18 protein-coding genes are annotated in these 15,604 nt (G+C 57.3%); 9 read left to right on the top strand and 9 right to left on the bottom strand.

From position 1 onward, the window contains the following. The first annotated feature begins 89 nt into the window (after positions 1–89). The 4 genes from nlpI (at position 90) to mtr (ending at position 4,437) form a co-directional block, all read left to right on the top strand. Positions 90–974, top strand: coding sequence for a lipoprotein NlpI (nlpI, locus tag L384_RS18005; protein WP_003861782.1), 885 nt, complete (start codon positions 90–92; stop codon positions 972–974). 107 nt (positions 975–1,081) lie between these two features. After that, positions 1,082–1,162 (top strand): protein YrbN, encoded by an 81-nt coding sequence (yrbN, locus tag L384_RS22400; protein WP_097397692.1) that lies wholly within the window; start codon positions 1,082–1,084, stop codon positions 1,160–1,162. After that, positions 1,155–3,050: a DEAD/DEAH family ATP-dependent RNA helicase gene (locus L384_RS18010; protein WP_003861780.1), complete on the top strand. Its 1,896-nt coding sequence runs from the start codon at positions 1,155–1,157 to the stop codon at positions 3,048–3,050. Before yrbN ends, L384_RS18010 begins: the two co-directional genes overlap by 8 nt. A 142-nt stretch (positions 3,051–3,192) precedes the next feature. Beyond that, complete coding sequence (mtr, locus tag L384_RS18015; protein ID WP_003861779.1) at positions 3,193–4,437, top strand: tryptophan permease; 1,245 nt, start codon at positions 3,193–3,195, stop codon at positions 4,435–4,437. Positions 4,438–4,526: 89 nt separating this feature from the next. On the opposite strand, the gene L384_RS18020 is transcribed toward mtr, so the two are convergent. The 3 genes from L384_RS18020 to L384_RS18030 all read right to left on the bottom strand — a co-directional run bounded on the left by L384_RS18020 (position 4,527) and on the right by L384_RS18030 (position 7,494). After that, a complete protein-coding gene (locus tag L384_RS18020; RefSeq protein WP_003861777.1) occupies positions 4,527–5,534 on the bottom strand; it encodes a luciferase-like monooxygenase in 1,008 nt (335 codons plus the stop codon). A 78-nt stretch (positions 5,535–5,612) separates the two neighbouring features. Then, positions 5,613–6,491 (bottom strand): U32 family peptidase, encoded by an 879-nt coding sequence (locus L384_RS18025; protein WP_023323784.1) that lies wholly within the window; start codon positions 6,489–6,491, stop codon positions 5,613–5,615. Between the two features lie 7 nt (positions 6,492–6,498). Continuing rightward, the gene (locus L384_RS18030; RefSeq protein ID WP_003861773.1) at positions 6,499–7,494 is read right to left on the bottom strand and encodes a ubiquinone anaerobic biosynthesis protein UbiU; all 996 of its coding nucleotides are present in this window, start codon (positions 7,492–7,494) and stop codon (positions 6,499–6,501) included. Positions 7,495–7,715: 221 nt separating this feature from the next. Here L384_RS18030 and L384_RS18035 point away from each other — a divergent pair, with 221 nt between their 5' ends. Both L384_RS18035 and L384_RS18040 read left to right on the top strand, forming a co-directional pair. Beyond that, entirely contained in the window at positions 7,716–8,240 is a 525-nt protein-coding gene (locus L384_RS18035) for a ubiquinone anaerobic biosynthesis accessory factor UbiT (RefSeq protein ID WP_003861771.1), read from the top strand. Then, the gene (locus L384_RS18040; protein ID WP_023323783.1) at positions 8,234–8,737 is read left to right on the top strand and encodes a GNAT family N-acetyltransferase; all 504 of its coding nucleotides are present in this window, start codon (positions 8,234–8,236) and stop codon (positions 8,735–8,737) included. Before L384_RS18035 ends, L384_RS18040 begins: the two co-directional genes overlap by 7 nt. Here L384_RS18040 and L384_RS18045 read toward each other — a convergent pair. Then, on the bottom strand, positions 8,724–9,053 hold the full coding sequence (locus tag L384_RS18045; RefSeq protein ID WP_003861768.1) for a GIY-YIG nuclease family protein: 330 nt from the start codon (positions 9,051–9,053) through the stop codon (positions 8,724–8,726). The two genes, L384_RS18040 and L384_RS18045, sit on opposite strands and share 14 nt — an antisense overlap. A gap of 14 nt (positions 9,054–9,067) precedes the next feature. Here L384_RS18045 and L384_RS18050 point away from each other — a divergent pair, with 14 nt between their 5' ends. Further along, on the top strand, positions 9,068–9,502 hold the full coding sequence (locus tag L384_RS18050; protein ID WP_023314902.1) for a YhbP family protein: 435 nt from the start codon (positions 9,068–9,070) through the stop codon (positions 9,500–9,502). Here L384_RS18050 and L384_RS18055 read toward each other — a convergent pair. Then, positions 9,482–10,000, bottom strand: a complete 519-nt coding sequence (locus L384_RS18055) for a type 1 glutamine amidotransferase domain-containing protein (RefSeq protein ID WP_023323782.1) — start codon at positions 9,998–10,000, stop codon at positions 9,482–9,484. The genes L384_RS18050 and L384_RS18055 overlap by 21 nt on opposite strands. 128 nt (positions 10,001–10,128) lie before the next feature. Between L384_RS18055 and L384_RS18060 the strand changes: the two genes are divergently transcribed. Beyond that, positions 10,129–10,773: an NAD(P)H-binding protein gene (locus L384_RS18060; RefSeq protein ID WP_023304489.1), complete on the top strand. Its 645-nt coding sequence runs from the start codon at positions 10,129–10,131 to the stop codon at positions 10,771–10,773. A gap of 40 nt (positions 10,774–10,813) precedes the next feature. Further along, positions 10,814–11,851, top strand: a complete 1,038-nt coding sequence (locus L384_RS18065; protein WP_003861758.1) for a permease — start codon at positions 10,814–10,816, stop codon at positions 11,849–11,851. Positions 11,852–11,901: 50 nt separating this feature from the next. Here the strand turns inward: L384_RS18065 and dolP are convergent, their stop codons facing one another. Genes dolP through L384_RS18085 form a run of 4 tightly spaced genes read right to left on the bottom strand, consistent with a single transcriptional unit; the run spans position 11,902 to position 15,590 of the window. After that, positions 11,902–12,477 carry a division/outer membrane stress-associated lipid-binding lipoprotein gene (gene dolP, locus L384_RS18070; protein WP_003861756.1) on the bottom strand — a complete coding sequence of 192 codons (576 nt, stop codon included), beginning with the start codon at positions 12,475–12,477 and terminating at the stop codon, positions 11,902–11,904. A 9-nt stretch (positions 12,478–12,486) separates the two neighbouring features. Continuing rightward, the gene (gene diaA / locus L384_RS18075) at positions 12,487–13,077 is read right to left on the bottom strand and encodes a DnaA initiator-associating protein DiaA (RefSeq protein WP_003861754.1); all 591 of its coding nucleotides are present in this window, start codon (positions 13,075–13,077) and stop codon (positions 12,487–12,489) included. Between the two features lie 21 nt (positions 13,078–13,098). Further along, the gene (locus L384_RS18080) at positions 13,099–13,494 is read right to left on the bottom strand and encodes a YraN family protein (RefSeq protein ID WP_003861751.1); all 396 of its coding nucleotides are present in this window, start codon (positions 13,492–13,494) and stop codon (positions 13,099–13,101) included. Next, positions 13,452–15,590, bottom strand: a complete 2,139-nt coding sequence (locus tag L384_RS18085; protein ID WP_023323781.1) for a penicillin-binding protein activator — start codon at positions 15,588–15,590, stop codon at positions 13,452–13,454. Before L384_RS18085 ends, L384_RS18080 begins: the two co-directional genes overlap by 43 nt. Positions 15,591–15,604: the final 14 nt, after the last annotated feature.

Raw genomic sequence — 15,604 nt, 5'->3', positions numbered from 1 at the left:
CAGGCGGAGGGCTTATTATCAGGCAGGACGCCTTGTTAAGCCGCCGGGGGACAGGACGTTCATCCAATAGTTGTCTTCGGGAGTGGGAAATGAAGCCTTTTTTGCGCTGGTGTTTCGTTGCGACAGCTTTAACGCTGGCAGGATGCAGCAACTCTGCCTGGCGTAAGAGCGAAGTCCTCGCAGTGCCATTGCAACCGACTTTGCAGCAGGAAGTCATTCTGGCACGCATGGAACAAATACTTGCCAGTCGGGCTTTAACCGATGACGAACGCGCACAGCTTTTATATGAGCGCGGAGTGTTGTATGATAGTCTCGGTCTGAGGGCACTGGCGCGAAATGATTTTTCACAAGCGCTGGCGATTCGACCTGATATGCCTGAAGTATTCAATTACTTAGGCATTTATTTAACGCAGGCAGGCAATTTTGATGCTGCCTATGAAGCGTTTGATTCTGTACTTGAGCTTGATCCAACTTACAACTACGCGCACTTGAATCGCGGTATCGCATTGTATTACGGCGGACGTGATAAGTTAGCGCAAGATGATCTGCTGGCGTTTTATCAAGACGATCCTAATGATCCTTTCCGCAGCCTGTGGCTTTACATCGTTGAGCAGAAGCTTGATGAGAAGCAGGCCAAAGAAGCACTGAAACAGCGCTTCGAGAAATCGGACAAGGAACAGTGGGGATGGAACATTGTCGAGTTCTACCTGGGCAACATTAGCGAAGCAACGCTGATGGAACGCCTCAAGGCGGACGCAACGGATAACACCTCGCTCGCTGAGCATCTCAGTGAAACCAACTTCTATTTAGGTAAGTACTACCTAAGTCTGGGGGATATGGACAGCGCTACGGCACTGTTCAAATTAGCGGTTGCTAACAACGTACATAACTTCGTTGAGCACCGTTATGCATTGTTGGAATTATCGCTCTTGGGCCAGGAGCAAGACGACCTGGCAGAATCGGACCAGCAATAGCTGACGACATAAACATCAGCCCGTAATCTTTTGATTGCCATCACCTTCACTGGTGAGGGCGTTGTTGTTCGTCAATACACCTAATTTGAGCCGGTTCACACTTTTCAATGAAAATTGCTAATCATTTTCACGATGAGCTAAGTAGACTGGCCGCCATTAATATCGAGGCACTTGTACTACATGGCTGAATTCGAAACCACTTTTGCAGATCTGGGCCTGAAGGCTCCTATCCTTGAAGCCCTTAACGATCTGGGTTACGAAAAACCATCTCCGATCCAGGCTGAGTGTATCCCACACCTGCTTTCTGGTCGTGACGTGCTGGGCATGGCCCAGACTGGTAGCGGTAAAACCGCAGCATTCTCGCTGCCGCTGCTGAACAACATTGATCCGGACCTGCGCGCGCCGCAGATCCTCGTCCTGGCTCCAACCCGTGAACTGGCTGTTCAGGTTGCTGAAGCCATGACGGAATTCTCTAAACATATGCGCGGCGTAAACGTGGTAGCCCTGTACGGCGGCCAGCGTTATGACGTGCAGTTACGCGCCCTGCGCCAGGGCCCACAAATTGTTGTCGGTACGCCGGGCCGTCTGCTGGATCACCTGAAGCGCGGTACCCTGGACCTCTCTAAACTGAGCGGCCTGGTACTGGACGAAGCCGATGAAATGCTGCGTATGGGCTTCATCGAAGACGTAGAAACCATCATGGCGCAGATCCCGGAAGGTCATCAGACCGCTCTGTTCTCTGCAACTATGCCAGAAGCGATCCGTCGCATTACCCGCCGCTTCATGAAAGAGCCGCAGGAAGTGCGCATTCAGTCCAGCGTGACCACTCGCCCGGACATCAGCCAGAGCTACTGGTCTGTATACGGCATGCGCAAAAACGAAGCGCTGGTCCGTTTCCTGGAAGCGGAAGATTTTGATGCGGCGATTATCTTCGTACGTACCAAAAACGCGACCCTGGAAGTGGCTGAAGCCCTGGAGCGTAGCGGCTACAACAGCGCAGCGCTGAACGGCGACATGAACCAGGCCCTGCGTGAGCAGACTCTGGAGCGTCTGAAAGACGGTCGTCTGGATATCCTGATTGCAACCGACGTGGCAGCACGTGGCCTGGACGTTGAGCGTATCAGCCTGGTTGTAAACTACGATATCCCAATGGACTCCGAGTCTTACGTTCACCGTATCGGCCGTACCGGTCGTGCGGGTCGTGCAGGCCGTGCGCTGCTGTTCGTTGAGAACCGCGAGCGTCGTCTGCTGCGTAACATTGAACGCACCATGAAGCTGACCATTCCAGAAGCTGAGCTGCCAAACGCAGAACTGCTGGGCAAACGCCGTCTGGAAAAATTCGCCGCGAAAGTACAGCAGCAGCTGGAAAGCAGCGATCTGGATCAGTACCGTGCGCTGCTGTCCCAGATCCAGCCTGTCGCTGAAGGCGAAGAGCTGGACATGGAAACCCTGGCCGCAGCACTGCTGAAAATGGCGCAGGGCGAACGTAGCCTGATCGTGCCACCTGATGCGCCGATGCGTCCTAAGCGTGAGTTCCGTGACCGTGACGATCGTTTCGAACGTCGTGGCGACCGTAACGACCGTGGTCCACGCGGTGACCGTCCAGAGCGTGGTGGTGAAGACCGTCCACGTCGCGAGCGTCGTGACGCTGGCGAAATGGAACTGTATCGCATTGAAGTGGGCCGTGATGATGGTGTTGAAGTTCGTCACATCGTTGGCGCGATCGCTAACGAAGGCGACATCAGCAGCCGTTACATTGGTAACATCAAGCTGTTCGGTTCCCACTCCACCATCGAGCTGCCAAAAGGCATGCCGGGCGAAGTACTGCAACACTTTACTCGCACCCGCATCCTGAACAAGCCGATGAACATGCAGCTGCTGGGCGATGCACAGCCACGTCCTGACCGTGGCGGCGAACGTCGTGGCGGTGGTCGCGGTTTCGGTGGCGAGCGTCGTGAAGGCGGTCGCAGCGAAGGTCGCGGTGGTGAAGGCCGTCGTTTCTCCGGCGAGCGCCGCGAAAACCGTGGTCCACGCCGTGAAGAAGGTGCCAGCCGTCGTCGTTTCGGTGACGCGTAAGCCTTTCGCTTCTGACGTAAAGTAAAATATACAGCCCCGATAGTCGCTATCGGGGCTTTTTTTATTCCTTTTGTACTCTTGTACTGGTACAGTGCAACACACTAAAATGCAGAACCACATTTTTCACTGGAGATAAGGCCGCATGGCAACACTAACCACCACCCAAACGTCACCTTCGCTGCTTGGCGGCGTGGTGATCATCGGCGGAACCATCATTGGTGCCGGGATGTTTTCCCTGCCTGTGGTCATGTCCGGTGCGTGGTTCTTCTGGTCGCTGGCGGCGCTGGTTTTCACCTGGTTCTGCATGCTCCATTCCGGGCTGATGATCCTTGAAGCAAACCTGAACTACCGCATTGGCTCCAGCTTCGACACCCTCACCCGGGATCTGTTGGGCAAAGGCTGGAACCTGGTGAACGGGCTGTCCATCGCGTTTGTACTCTATATCCTGACCTACGCGTACATTTCAGCGAGCGGGTCGATTCTGCATCACACCTTCTCAGAGATGTCGCTGAACGTTCCGGCGCGTCTGGCGGGTCTCTGCTTCGCGCTGGGCGTGGCGTTTATCGTCTGGATGAGCACCAAAGCGGTCAGCCGCATGACGGCAATCGTGCTGGGCGCAAAGGTCATCACCTTCTTTCTTACCTTCGGCAGCCTGCTGGGGCACGTCACGCCGGCCACGCTGTTTAACGTTGCCGAAACGAACACCTCTTATACGCCGTACCTGCTGATGACCCTGCCGTTCTGTCTGGCGTCGTTTGGCTACCACGGTAACGTACCGAGCCTGATGAAGTACTACGGCAAGGATCCGCGCACCATCGTGAAATGCCTGGTTTACGGCACGCTGCTGGCGCTGGCGCTGTATGTGATCTGGCTGCTGGGGACGATGGGTAACATCCCGCGTCCGGAATTTATCGGCATTGCGCAGAAGGGCGGTAACATTGATGTGCTGGTACAGGCGCTGGGCGGCGTGCTGAACAGCCGCAGCCTGGATCTGCTTCTGGTGGTCTTCTCGAACTTTGCGGTGGCGAGTTCATTCCTCGGCGTGACGCTGGGCCTGTTTGACTACCTGGCGGATCTGTTTGGTTTTGATGACTCTGCGACGGGGCGCTTCAAAACGGCGCTGTTGACCTTCCTGCCGCCGATTGTGGGCGGCCTGCTGTGGCCGAACGGTTTCCTGTACGCCATCGGCTATGCGGGACTGGCGGCCACCATCTGGGCGGCGATTGTACCGGCGCTGCTGGCGCGCAAATCACGTAAGCGCTTCGGCAGCCCGAAATTCCGCGTCTGGGGCGGAAAGCCGATGATTGCGCTGATTCTGGTATTTGGTATCGGCAACGCGGTGGTCCACGTGCTGTCGAGTTTTAACCTGTTGCCGGTATATCAGTAAGTTTTTGTGCCGGATGGCGGCTACGCCTTATCCGGCCTACGCGATCCCGTAGGCCCGGTAAGCGAAGCGCCACCGGGTATAGCAAAAAACTACCCCACCAACTCCTCTTTCACCTGCATTGCCAAATCAAACGAATGCAGACGCGCCTGGTGATCGAAAATCTGGCCGTTAACCATAATCTCATCCGCCTGGGTTTCACGCAGCACCGACTCCAGCCCGTGACGCACTTTCGCCTTATCACCTACCAGCGACATACTCAGAGCCTGCTGCACGCCATACTGCTCGGAGGCCGACCACAGCTGATGCATATTCTCTACTGGCGGCGGCAACTGGCCCGTCTCACCGCGACGCAGCTTCACAAACGCCTGCTGCATGGAGGTGAACAGGAATTCCGCGTCGCGGTTGCTGTCGGCGGCAATGATATTGATACAGACCATCGCGTACGGTTTCTCCAGACGCTCGGACGGTTTGAAGTGCGTGCGGTAGAGATGCAGCGCCTGATGCAGCATATCCGGTGCGAAATGCGAGGCAAACGCAAACGGCAGCCCCAACTGGGCGGCGAGCTGCGCGCTGTACAGACTTGAGCCTAACAGCCATACCGGGATCTTTTCCCCGTACCCCGGCACAGGACGCACGTGCGGGTTCGGATCCCGCGCGTCAAACCAGTCCACCAGCTCCGCCACATCGCGCGGGAAGTTATCGATATCGCCGCTCATATGGCGACGCAGGGCGCGCATGGTCGGCTGGTCGCTGCCCGGCGCGCGGCCAAGCCCTAGATCAATACGGCCCGGATAGAGGGTATTCAGCGTCCCGAACTGCTCAGCAATCACCAGCGGGGCGTGGTTTGGCAGCATCACGCCGCCGGAGCCCAGGTGCAGTGTGGTGGTATTCGCCGCCAGATAGCCAATCAGCACCGAGGTGGCGGCGCTGGCGATGCCCACCATATTGTGGTGCTCCGCCAGCCAGTAGCGATGATAGCCGCGCTTTTCGGCAAGCTGAGCAAGATCGAGAGAGTGCGTGAAGGCTTCTCTGGCCGAGGAGCCTTGTGGGATCGGCGCCAGATCCAGCACCGAAAACGGAATGGTTTTGTCAGTCATAACAGCTCACTTTGTCGACGGTCAATCTTTAATACTGCATTAAAAAATGATAACCGTTGTTAACAAAGTGAGCTTTTTTTACGCCTGCAATTCCAGCCCGGCGAGACGTCGCCAGTAACCGTTGCAGTCGCTGTTTGCGGTCAACGGCAGCGGCGAGGCGCCGTTTTCGTTGGCGCGGAAGGCGTCCAGCATCGCGAAAACGCCGGTATCAAGCGGCGAAAGCCGCACCATATCCACCAGCCCGTGCATTGACGCCAGTTCGTTGCCGAGGTTATAGACGTAACCGCTCATGGTCTGAATGCCGTTAAGAACAAACACCTGCTGATTCTCCTGCGACAGCATGCTGCGTCCGTTCGGGTACTTAATGCAGCAGGTTTCGCACTCGTCTTTCGGACGATCTTCGGAACGTGCGGTGAAGCAGCGGGCAGAGTAGGCCAGCGGCAGATGCCCATAGCTCAGAACTTCCACTTCAAACTTGTTGCGAATGCCCAGCTCTTCGCACTGTGTAAGCAGGTTGGCCAGCCAGTCGCGGGAGAGTTCAACCGGCATGCACCAGCGGGTCATCCCCTGTTTGAGCAGCAGGCGCAGGGTCACGGCGTTATAGCAGTTCAGGGCATGTCCGGCGACAAACGGCAGCTTACGTTCGGCGCACATGTTCACCACGCCCAGGTCGCTCGCCTCCAGCAGGAACTCACCGTTTTCGACGTAGCGCTTCAGCTCGCCCAGTTCAGAGGACGCCTGCACCAGCGCCAGCGTCGAGAGCACCACCTGCTTGCCGCTGCCGGCCAGGCTTTTCGCCATATCCAGCCAGTCGCCCACTTTGGTGGCGCGGCGCTTGCTGCACACCGCTTCGCCGAGGTAAATCACATCGGCGCTGCTGTTAGCCGCCTGCTGGTAAAAATCTTCCAGCGTCTCTTTTGGCCAGTAGTAAAGCACCGGCCCTAATGAATATTTCATGATTATCTCACTGCCATTTACGGTGATACGCGCCGAGCGTGGTTTGGGTGCCTTCGGACATCGCGCCGAGCGTCTCCATCCATGCCGCCTGCGGGGCGTAGTTTTGCGGGTCCGCCATGCAGCGGTCGATGGCCTGACGCCACACCTTTGCCACCTGGCTCACGTAGGCCGGGCTGCGCTGGCGGCCTTCGATTTTCACCGAGGCAATATTGGCGGCCAGCAGCTCTGGCAGCAGTTCCAGCGTGTTGAGGCTGGTGGGCTCCTCCAGCGCGTGGTAGCGCTCGCCGTCCACCAGATATCGGCCTTTGCACAGCGTCGGGTAGCCCGCGTTTTCACCGTCCTGATAGCGGTCAATTAACACGTCATTCAGGCGCGACTCCAGCCCCTGCGGCGTTTGCTGCCAGCGAACGAAGCGGGCAGGCGAGCAGGCGCCGACGGTATTTGGCGATTCGCCGGTCAAATACGAGGAAAGATAGCAGCGGCCTTCGGCCATGATGCACAGGCTGCCGAAGGCAAAAACCTCCAGCGGCACTGGCGTGACGCGCGCCAGTTGCTTAACCTGATGAATAGAGAGTACGCGCGGCAGCACCACGCGAGCCACGTCAAAGTGTCGATGATAAAAACGGACGGCCTCTTCATTGGTGGCCGATGCCTGAACAGAGACATGGCGCTCAATATGCGGATAACGTTCTGCCGCATACTCAAGCATGGCGAGGTCGGCCAGGATCAGCGCATCGGCGCCCAGCTGGGCCGCCATATCCACGGCGCGCTGCCAGCGGGCATAGCCATCAGGATGGGCAAAGGTATTGATGGCGATGTGCAGTTTGCGCCGGTGCTGGTGGACGAAGTTAACGGCTTCCTGAAGCTTTTTCTCCGTAAAGTTAAGACCCGCAAAATGGCGGGCGTTGGTATCATCTTTCAGCCCGATATAGACCGCATCGGCCCCATTTTCGATGGCCGCCTTAAGCGCCGGAAGGTTTCCGGCAGGGCAGAGCAGCTCCATAATTTATCCCGATGTTGTCGATCGCAGGGATCGTAAAAAATGTTAACGAGCTGGGATTTTAATTAACCCATACGCGACAATTTTTGATTTAAGGCAGCTAATGGCGTATTGATGGCACCAATAATGAGGTACACCGGACAACGGTTTGTTGATTTACGCCGCTATCTTCTTGTCGGGATATGGCAAAATAGCAGGACTATAGCTATCAGGGAGTAAAGCTCGTGCTGGATAAACTGCGTTCACGTCTCGTACAATTTGGTCCATCAATGCTGAGCGTGCCGGTAAAACTGGCGCCGTTCGCGCTTAAACGCCAGGTGCTGGAGCAGGTACTGAGCTGGCAGTTCCGCCAGGCGCTACAGGACGGTGAGCTGGAGTTTCTGGAAGGCCGCTGGTTAAAGATTGAAGTGCGCGATATCGGGTTGCGCTGGTTTACTTCCGTTGAGAACGATCGGCTAATTGTCCGTGAAACCGCCGAGGCGGATGTCAGCTTTAGCGCGGATGCCAGCGATCTGCTGATGATCGCCGCGCGCAAACAGGATCCGGACACCCTCTTCTTCCAGCGTCGTCTGGTGATTGAAGGCGACACGGAGCTCGGTCTGTACGTCAAAAATTTAATGGATGCCATTGAGCTGGAGCAGATGCCGAAAGCGCTGCGTATGATGTTGATGCAAATGGCAGATTTCGTTGAGGCCGGGCTAAAAACCCCGCCGGACAGTAAACACACTTCAGTAGGTGAACCATGCTGATTCGAGTCGAAATTGGGATTGATGCGCCGGGTATCGATGCGTTGTTACGCCGCTCTTTTGCAGGCGACGCCGAAGCCCAACTGGTTCACGATCTTCGCGAAGATGGCCTGATTACGCTGGGCCTGGTTGCCACTGACGATGAAGGGCAGGTGGTCGGCTACGTGGCCTTCAGCCCGGTGATTGTGCAGGGTGAAGAGTTGCAGTGGGTCGGCATGGCGCCGTTGGCGGTGGATGAAAACTACCGTGGCCAGGGCCTGGCGCGCCAGCTGGTCTATGAAGGACTGGATTCACTGAATGAATTTGGCTATGCCGCTGTCGTCGTTCTGGGCGATCCGGCGTTCTACGAACGTTTAGGTTTTGAGCCAGCGTCCAGATACGATCTGCGCTGCCACTGGCCGGGCACGGAAACATCTTTCCAGGTGCATCATCTGGCAGATGATGCGCTCGACGGCGTTACCGGTCTGGTGGAGTACCACGATCATTTCAATCGTTTTTAAGCAGGCTTTCGCGTAGCGCCTCGAAAGAGCCGTCCCCGTTGACGAGACGCTCTTTCTGGCGCTTTGTCAGCTGCTTGATGCGGTATTCCAGCCTGAGCGCCAGGGATCTGTCGCCCACGGCGGCTGAAAACGCTAACTGAAGTTCACCTTTCCCCCGTAGTGCTTTCGCCCCTTTCCCCGTTTGATGTTGTAAAAAACGCCGTGCCACATCGGTAGTGATCCCGGTGTAGAGTGCGTTATCAGCGGTTCGGACAAGATAGAGAAACCAGCACACAGTAAACAGATTCAGTATGTTAAGGTGAACGCACCATAGCATGAGAGAGAGCGAAAATGGAAACACTGGCCGCCATTAACCGCTGGCTGGCAAAGCAGCATGTCGTGACCTGGTGCGTCTGTAAAGACGAGGAGATGTGGTGCGCAAATGCCTTTTATTACTACGATCCCGAGCGCGTGGCCTTTTACGTAATGAGCGAAGACAAAACGCGGCATGCGCAGATGACGGGCCAGCAGGCAAAAGTGGCAGGTACGGTAAACGGTCAGCCTAAAACTGTTGCGCTGATCCGCGGGGTCCAGTTCAAAGGTGAAATTCGTCGCCTGGAAGGGAAGGAGAGCGACGCGCAACGTAAACGCTATACGCGCCGCTTCCCGGTGGCTGCGGCGCTAAAAGCCCCGGTGTGGGAAATCCGCCTTGATGAGCTGAAATTTACCGACAACACCCTGGGCTTTGGTAAAAAGCTGCACTGGTTACGCGCCGAGCAGGCGTAGCGCTTCACGGTTAAACGCCGGCAGATCGTCCGGTGTACGGCTGGTGATCAGCTGATCGTTATCGTTCACCACTTCCTGATCGTAGAACTCGGCTCCCGCGTTTTTCAGATCGATAACGATCGGCTTCACCGCGGTGAGCTTACGCCCGCGTACCACCTCGGCGCTGATCAGCAGCTGCGGACCGTGGCAAATGGCAAATACCGGTTTACCGGTGCCGACGAAGTCACGGGTAAAGGTGACGAAACGCTCGTCTCCGCGCAGGGAATCCGGTGAATGGCCGCCCGGTAACAGCAGGGCGTCGAAATCCGACGGGCTGACGTTATCAATGGATTCGTCAATGGTCACGCTGGCTTCGCCCTTATGGCCCTTCACGGTTTTACCCGCTTCTTTCTCGATGGTGACCACCTCGTGGCCCGCCTTGCGGAATGCCTCTACTGGCGACGTAAATTCTGAATCTTCAAACTCGTCGGTAATCAAGACTGCGATTTTTTTACCCATGCTTCCTCCGTTGTTTTCGCTTCAGACTGTTTTTTTCCCGTTTGTGGTAAATACTTACCTGTAACAGACTTTTAAGTGTGGTAGAGCAGGCCCAGAACGCAAACGGACAATTCTGTAAAGGGGATAAGATGAGTCAGGTACTGATTACCGGCGCAACCGGGCTGGTGGGTGGACATCTGCTGCGGCTGCTGATCCAGGATCGGCATATCAATTATATCGCCGCCCCGACGCGTCGCCCGCTGTTGGATATCACCGGCGTCTATAACCCGCACGATCCACAGCTCACCGACGCGCTGGCGCAGGTGCAGGATCCCATTGATATCGCCTTTTGCTGCCTTGGCACCACCCGACGGGAAGCGGGCAGTAAAGAAGCTTTTGTCCATGCGGATTACACGCTGGTGGTGGATACCGCCCTGACGGCGAAAAAGCTGGGCGCAAAACATTTCCTGGTGGTCAGCGCGCACGGCGCGAACGCAGGCTCGCCGTTTTTTTACAACCAGGTGAAGGGCAAAATGGAAGAGGCGTTAATCGCGCAGAAATGGGAGCGCCTGACCATCGCGCGGCCTTCCATGCTGATGGGGCACCGTGACGAACGTCGTTTTAACGAGTCTTTTTTCGCTCCGCTGTTTCGCATTCTGCCGGGTAACTGGAAGTCCATCGAGGCGCGGGATGTCGCGCTGGCGATGCTAAAAGAGGCGCTGGCTCCGTCGCAGGAGGGGGTTAATATTATCCCTTCGGCAAAACTGCGTGAAATCGCGCAGGGCGAGGCGTAAACTTCCCCGGCTTATTAAATAACACCTTCCGGGGAATGGTATGACTGGTCAGTCTTCATCTCAGGCGGCAACACCTGTTCAGTGGTGGAAGCCCGCACTCTTCTTTCTCGTGGTCATCATTGGCCTCTGGTATGTGAAATGGCAGCCGTACTACGGTAAAGCCTTCACCGCCGCCGACACCCACAGCATCGGTAAATCGATTCTCGCACAGGCCGATTCCAGCCCGCTACGCGCGGCGTGGGATTACGCAATGGTCTATTTTCTTGCCGTCTGGAAAGCGGCGGTATTGGGCGTATTGCTGGGCTCGCTGATTCAGGTACTTATCCCGCGTAACTGGCTGGTGAAAACCCTGGGACAGCCGCGCTTGCAGGGCACGCTGCTGGGGACGATTTTCTCCCTGCCGGGCATGATGTGTTCCTGCTGCGCCGCACCGGTGGCGGCGGGTATGCGCCGACAGCGCGTGTCGATGGGCGGCGCGCTTGCCTTCTGGATGGGTAACCCACTGCTGAATCCGGCAACGCTGGTGTTTATGGGCTTCGTTCTCGGCTGGCATTTCGCGTTTATCCGTCTGGCGGCTGGCCTGCTGACGGTGGTGCTTGTCGCTACGCTGGTGCAGCACCTGGTGAAAGACAACGAGGCCGGGTCTGCTTCCGTTGAGCTGGACGTCAGCGAGCCGCAGGGCAGTTTCTTTGCTCGCTGGGGCAAAGCGCTGTGGCAGCTTTTCTGGAGCACCATTCCGGTCTATATCCTGGCCGTACTGGTGCTGGGGGCCGCGCGCGTCTGGCTGTTCCCGCATGCGGATGGCGCTATCGACAACACGCTGATGTGGGTGATTGCGATGGCGGTGGCCGGTTGCCTGTTCGTGATCCCAACCGCGGCGGAGATCCCGATTATTCAGACCATGATGATGGCCGGTATGGGGACCGCACCAGCGCTGGCGCTGCTCATCACGCTGCCGGCGGTGAGTCTGCCGTCGCTTATCATGCTGCGTAAATCATTCCCGGCGAAAGCGCTGTGGCTGACTGCGGGGCTGGTGGCGTTGAGTGGAGTGATTGTGGGGAGTATGGCGCTTGTGTGAAAAAAAGCCCGGTGGCGCTAGCGCTTACCGGGCCTGTAGCCAGGTGGGAATTACTTAATGTAAGTAAAGGCGGTGGTGACGTGTTTCACGCCGCTCACCCGGCTGGCGATATCCGCTGCCGCTTTCCCTTCACGTTCCGTCACCAGACCCAGCAGGAACACTTCGCCGTTCTCCGTGGTCACTTTCACGTTTGAGGATTTCACCTGGTCGGTACCCAGCAGCTGGGAACGCACTTTGGTGGTGATCCAGGTATCAGATGACGCGGTGCCGAGACCAATCGGCTGGCCCTGGCGGATCTCGTTATACACTTCCGCCGTGCCTTCCACACCCATCGCGATCTGTTTGGCGCGCGAGGCGAGTTCAGGATTTGGCGCCTGGCCTGCCAGCAGCACTTTGCCCTGATAAGCCGTCACGTTGATGCGTGCTTCCTTCTTGATCTGCTCGTCTTTCGACAGCGCACTGTTTACGCGCAGCTCAAGCGTACCGTCATCCACCTGCGTCCCAACGGTACGCGGATCGGTCGCTGCTTTGGTGCCGACCGCTGCGGTGCCGACTACAGCGGCAGCGATGCATCCCTGAAGCAGTAATGCAGACATCACGACTGCAAGGGCCGATAAAACCTTCATGAGAACTCCTTAATCATCCTGGTGAGGGAAAAGCGTGTTATCGATCAGATCGCATAAGCAGTTCACCGTGAGCATATGCATCTCCTGGATGCGGGCGCTACGGTGCGAAGGAATGCGGATCTCCACATCCTGCGGCCCCAGCAGGCCAGCCAGCTCACCGCCGTCGTAACCGGTCAGGGCGACAATCGTCATATCCCGGGTCACTGCCGCTTCAACCGCTTTAACGATATCCCGGCTGTTACCGCGCGTGGAGATCGCCAGCAGCACGTCTCCGGCATGGCCTAAGGCGCGCACCTGCTTGGCGTAGATTTCGTCATGCAGACGATCGTTGGCAATCGCAGTTAAGACCACGTTATCGGTGTTTAGTGCAATGGCAGGTAAACTCGGGCGCTCGGTTTCAAAGCGATTAATCATGCTGGCAGCAAAATGCTGTGCGTTGGCGGCGGACGTGCCATTGCCACAACAGAGGATTTTGTTGCCGTTGAGCAGCGACTGAACCAGTGTCATCGCTGCACGCGAGATCGCGTCCGGAAGGGCTTCCGCCGCGGCAATCTGCGTTTGAATGCTTTCTGTGAAGCACACTTTAATTCGTTCGAGCACGGTATCCCTTTAAAATCTTATTTATGCGTCTTCGCCAAACGCGTTTTTAAGCCAGTCGATCGCATTTCCGGTGAAGGCTACCACATCGAAACGGCAATCCACAGTATCAAAACTCCCATTATGGCGGGCAAGCCACAAGTGGGCAGTCTGTAATAATTTTTGTTGTTTGGCGAGCGTCACGCTGGCGGCAGCACCGCCAAAACGGGACGACTGTCGGTAGCGAACTTCAACAAACACGATGGTCTGACCGTCTTTCATGATCAGGTCAATCTCGCCGCCGCGCCCGCGAACGTTGGCGGCGACAAAGCGCAGTCCTTTGCCTTCAAGCCAGCGACGCGCCTTTAACTCCCACGCGTCGCCGGTCTGTTTACGGCTTAACTGGCCGGGACAATCTGCCCCTGCTGGTATTTGAGCCATGATAACTTCCTGTTAATCACACAATCCTGATCGGCGGTCAGATCGCCGGTATTCCCGTTAAGCTCGAAGCCCGGTACCTGGCGCATCTGGGTGAAGTGGTTTGCCAGCGCCCAGGCATCGACGCCCATCGCGTACAGACGCGCTAGGGAATAGTCATTGCGCACCGCGCCCAGCGCCTGCTGCATCAACTGCGGGTTGCTGCCTGCCAGCATCGGGATCTCGCTGTATTGCAGTCCTTCCATTTCCAGACGGAAATCCGGGCCTGCGGTACCCTGTGCGCTGCGTGAGCTGGCGTAGAGCGTTGCGCCGCTCTGGCTGCCGTTACGCATGGCGATCATCGGTTTGATAAAGGCGATCTCTTCCGGCGTAGCGACGATGTACGCCGAATCCACTTTACCGCCGCCGCTGATTTGCGCGTCGGTAGGGGGCGCCGGGATCGTCAGACCGCCGATGGTGACGCTCTGCTGCTGCGGCAGGCTGGCGGATACCGGGCTACCGTTGAGGGCAATACCTGCCCCGCCGTTCACGCCCGCTCTCAGTTCGGAAGCTGAGCCAAATTTCTGCTGCAACACCACGCCACCGCCAAGGGTCTGCCACTCTTGCGCAAACGCGTTGGCAACGCGATCGCCCAGCGTGCTGCGTGGGATCAACAGCAGCGGCGCCTGCTTGCCCTGCTCGTGAATATGACGGGCCGCATCGCGGGCTTCATCCTCCGGAGAGAGGGCGAAGTAACAGATATTGGCGCGGTTCTGAACCTGCTCAGGCTGGTTAAGCGCCAGCACGTTCAGCGTGGTGTTGCTCTTCATCAGCGCTTCCACGTTGTTTTTCAACAGCGGACCGACAACGATGCTGGCCCCGTCCTGCTGAACCTGCGCCAGCACCTGGTCAAGCGGCTGGGCGCTGGTGTCGTAGATTTTCAACTCTGCACCAGGGTTAGCGCTGGTGGTGGCCACAGCCTGCGGCTGGGTTGCTGGCTGCTGTTCCGGCTGCTCGGTTTGCGGCTGAGGTTGTTCTGCCGTCGCGGGCGCCGGTGTTTCAGCCGGGGCCTGTGTTGCCGCAGGCGCAGGGGGAGCGGGCTGCGTCGTTGGGGCGGTAACCGGATTCTGCATGGTGCCCTGCGCAGGGGTTTGCGCGGTGGTCAGGTCGCTGGTTTCGGCGGCGGACGGGCTGACTACGTCATTCACATTCGCCGCCTGTGCTGCCTGGGTCGGAACCGCGCTACCGCTGACGGCGGTAGTGCCGTTTTTCGCGGCTTCGAAACCTTGCTGAATGGCGCGACCAAACACCGCTGCCTGACCGTTTAACGGCAGCAGTAGGGCGATTTTGCTGGTGGAGGCGGGCTTAAAGTTTTGCACGTTCACCAGCTGCGTTGGCAGCATTTTCGCTCCCGGGTTTTGCGGGTAACGCTTTTGCCAGTCGGTAATGCCAGCTTTCAGCATGTTCGGATCGCTGCGGTTGTTGAACCACATCTGTTGCAGATCCAGCCAGCCTTGCAGAACATTTTCATCGGCGTTGATTACCAGCGCTTTGGCCTGATCCTGGGTCATGGAGGCGAGCGCCTGCCAGGTTGCATCAATATTTTTCTGCTTGTCCGCACCCGCGAGCAGAGGCTCCTGGGCTATCAGCGCGCGGAGTAGCGTCAGGGAAGGGCGGCCCTGCTCAGCGGTGATACCGGCCTGCCAGAAACGGGCCTGCTGGTTTTTATCCAGCGTGCTGAGATCGATGGTGCCGAGGATCTTCTTCGCGCCGTCGTAATCTTTTTGCGCGACCTTCAGTTCTGCTGACAGCAGCGTCTGCTCATGGCGCTGAGTGTCGTTAAGATCCTGCGGCAGCTGGCTGAACAGCTCGGCGGCCTGCTTGGTTTTCCCTTCTTTCAGCAGTGCACGAATGGCGAGTAATTGCCAGTTGATCCTGGTATCATTTGTACTCTGCGACATTTGTTGCAGATAAAAGCCAGAATCAGCCTGAGCGGATCCCTGCATATGAGCAGTGCTCTGGTCAGGTGCCTGGGTGCCGCAGCCGGTAAAGATCAGGGCTGCCAGCAGGAGGGGCACGCTGTGCGCGGCTTTTTTTCGAAGAAACGTTAACGGTACCATACTGTATCCAGTGA

The organism is Enterobacter sp. MGH 38 (assembly GCF_000492855.1).
Taxonomy (GTDB): Bacteria; Pseudomonadota; Gammaproteobacteria; order Enterobacterales; family Enterobacteriaceae; genus Enterobacter; species Enterobacter hormaechei_C.
This window is presented reverse-complemented; position numbering and strand designations above follow the sequence as displayed.

What these genes read in the sequence shown, in the direction of transcription:
- L384_RS18020 (WP_003861777.1), bottom strand. Translation starts at nt 5,534, where the DNA reads ATGACTGACAAAACCATTCCGTTTTCGGTGCTGGATCTGGCGCCGATC.
- nlpI (WP_003861782.1), top strand. Translation starts at nt 90, where the DNA reads ATGAAGCCTTTTTTGCGCTGGTGTTTCGTTGCGACAGCTTTAACGCTG.
- L384_RS18080 (WP_003861751.1), bottom strand. Translation starts at nt 13,494, where the DNA reads ATGGCTCAAATACCAGCAGGGGCAGATTGTCCCGGCCAGTTAAGCCGT.
- L384_RS18055 (WP_023323782.1), bottom strand. Translation starts at nt 10,000, where the DNA reads ATGGGTAAAAAAATCGCAGTCTTGATTACCGACGAGTTTGAAGATTCA.
- L384_RS18085 (WP_023323781.1), bottom strand. Translation starts at nt 15,590, where the DNA reads ATGGTACCGTTAACGTTTCTTCGAAAAAAAGCCGCGCACAGCGTGCCC.
- L384_RS18045 (WP_003861768.1), bottom strand. Translation starts at nt 9,053, where the DNA reads ATGCTATGGTGCGTTCACCTTAACATACTGAATCTGTTTACTGTGTGC.
- L384_RS18050 (WP_023314902.1), top strand. Translation starts at nt 9,068, where the DNA reads ATGGAAACACTGGCCGCCATTAACCGCTGGCTGGCAAAGCAGCATGTC.
- L384_RS18040 (WP_023323783.1), top strand. Translation starts at nt 8,234, where the DNA reads ATGCTGATTCGAGTCGAAATTGGGATTGATGCGCCGGGTATCGATGCG.
- L384_RS18065 (WP_003861758.1), top strand. Translation starts at nt 10,814, where the DNA reads ATGACTGGTCAGTCTTCATCTCAGGCGGCAACACCTGTTCAGTGGTGG.
- mtr (WP_003861779.1), top strand. Translation starts at nt 3,193, where the DNA reads ATGGCAACACTAACCACCACCCAAACGTCACCTTCGCTGCTTGGCGGC.
- L384_RS18010 (WP_003861780.1), top strand. Translation starts at nt 1,155, where the DNA reads ATGGCTGAATTCGAAACCACTTTTGCAGATCTGGGCCTGAAGGCTCCT.
- L384_RS18030 (WP_003861773.1), bottom strand. Translation starts at nt 7,494, where the DNA reads ATGGAGCTGCTCTGCCCTGCCGGAAACCTTCCGGCGCTTAAGGCGGCC.
- L384_RS18060 (WP_023304489.1), top strand. Translation starts at nt 10,129, where the DNA reads ATGAGTCAGGTACTGATTACCGGCGCAACCGGGCTGGTGGGTGGACAT.
- yrbN (WP_097397692.1), top strand. Translation starts at nt 1,082, where the DNA reads ATGAAAATTGCTAATCATTTTCACGATGAGCTAAGTAGACTGGCCGCC.
- dolP (WP_003861756.1), bottom strand. Translation starts at nt 12,477, where the DNA reads ATGAAGGTTTTATCGGCCCTTGCAGTCGTGATGTCTGCATTACTGCTT.
- L384_RS18025 (WP_023323784.1), bottom strand. Translation starts at nt 6,491, where the DNA reads ATGAAATATTCATTAGGGCCGGTGCTTTACTACTGGCCAAAAGAGACG.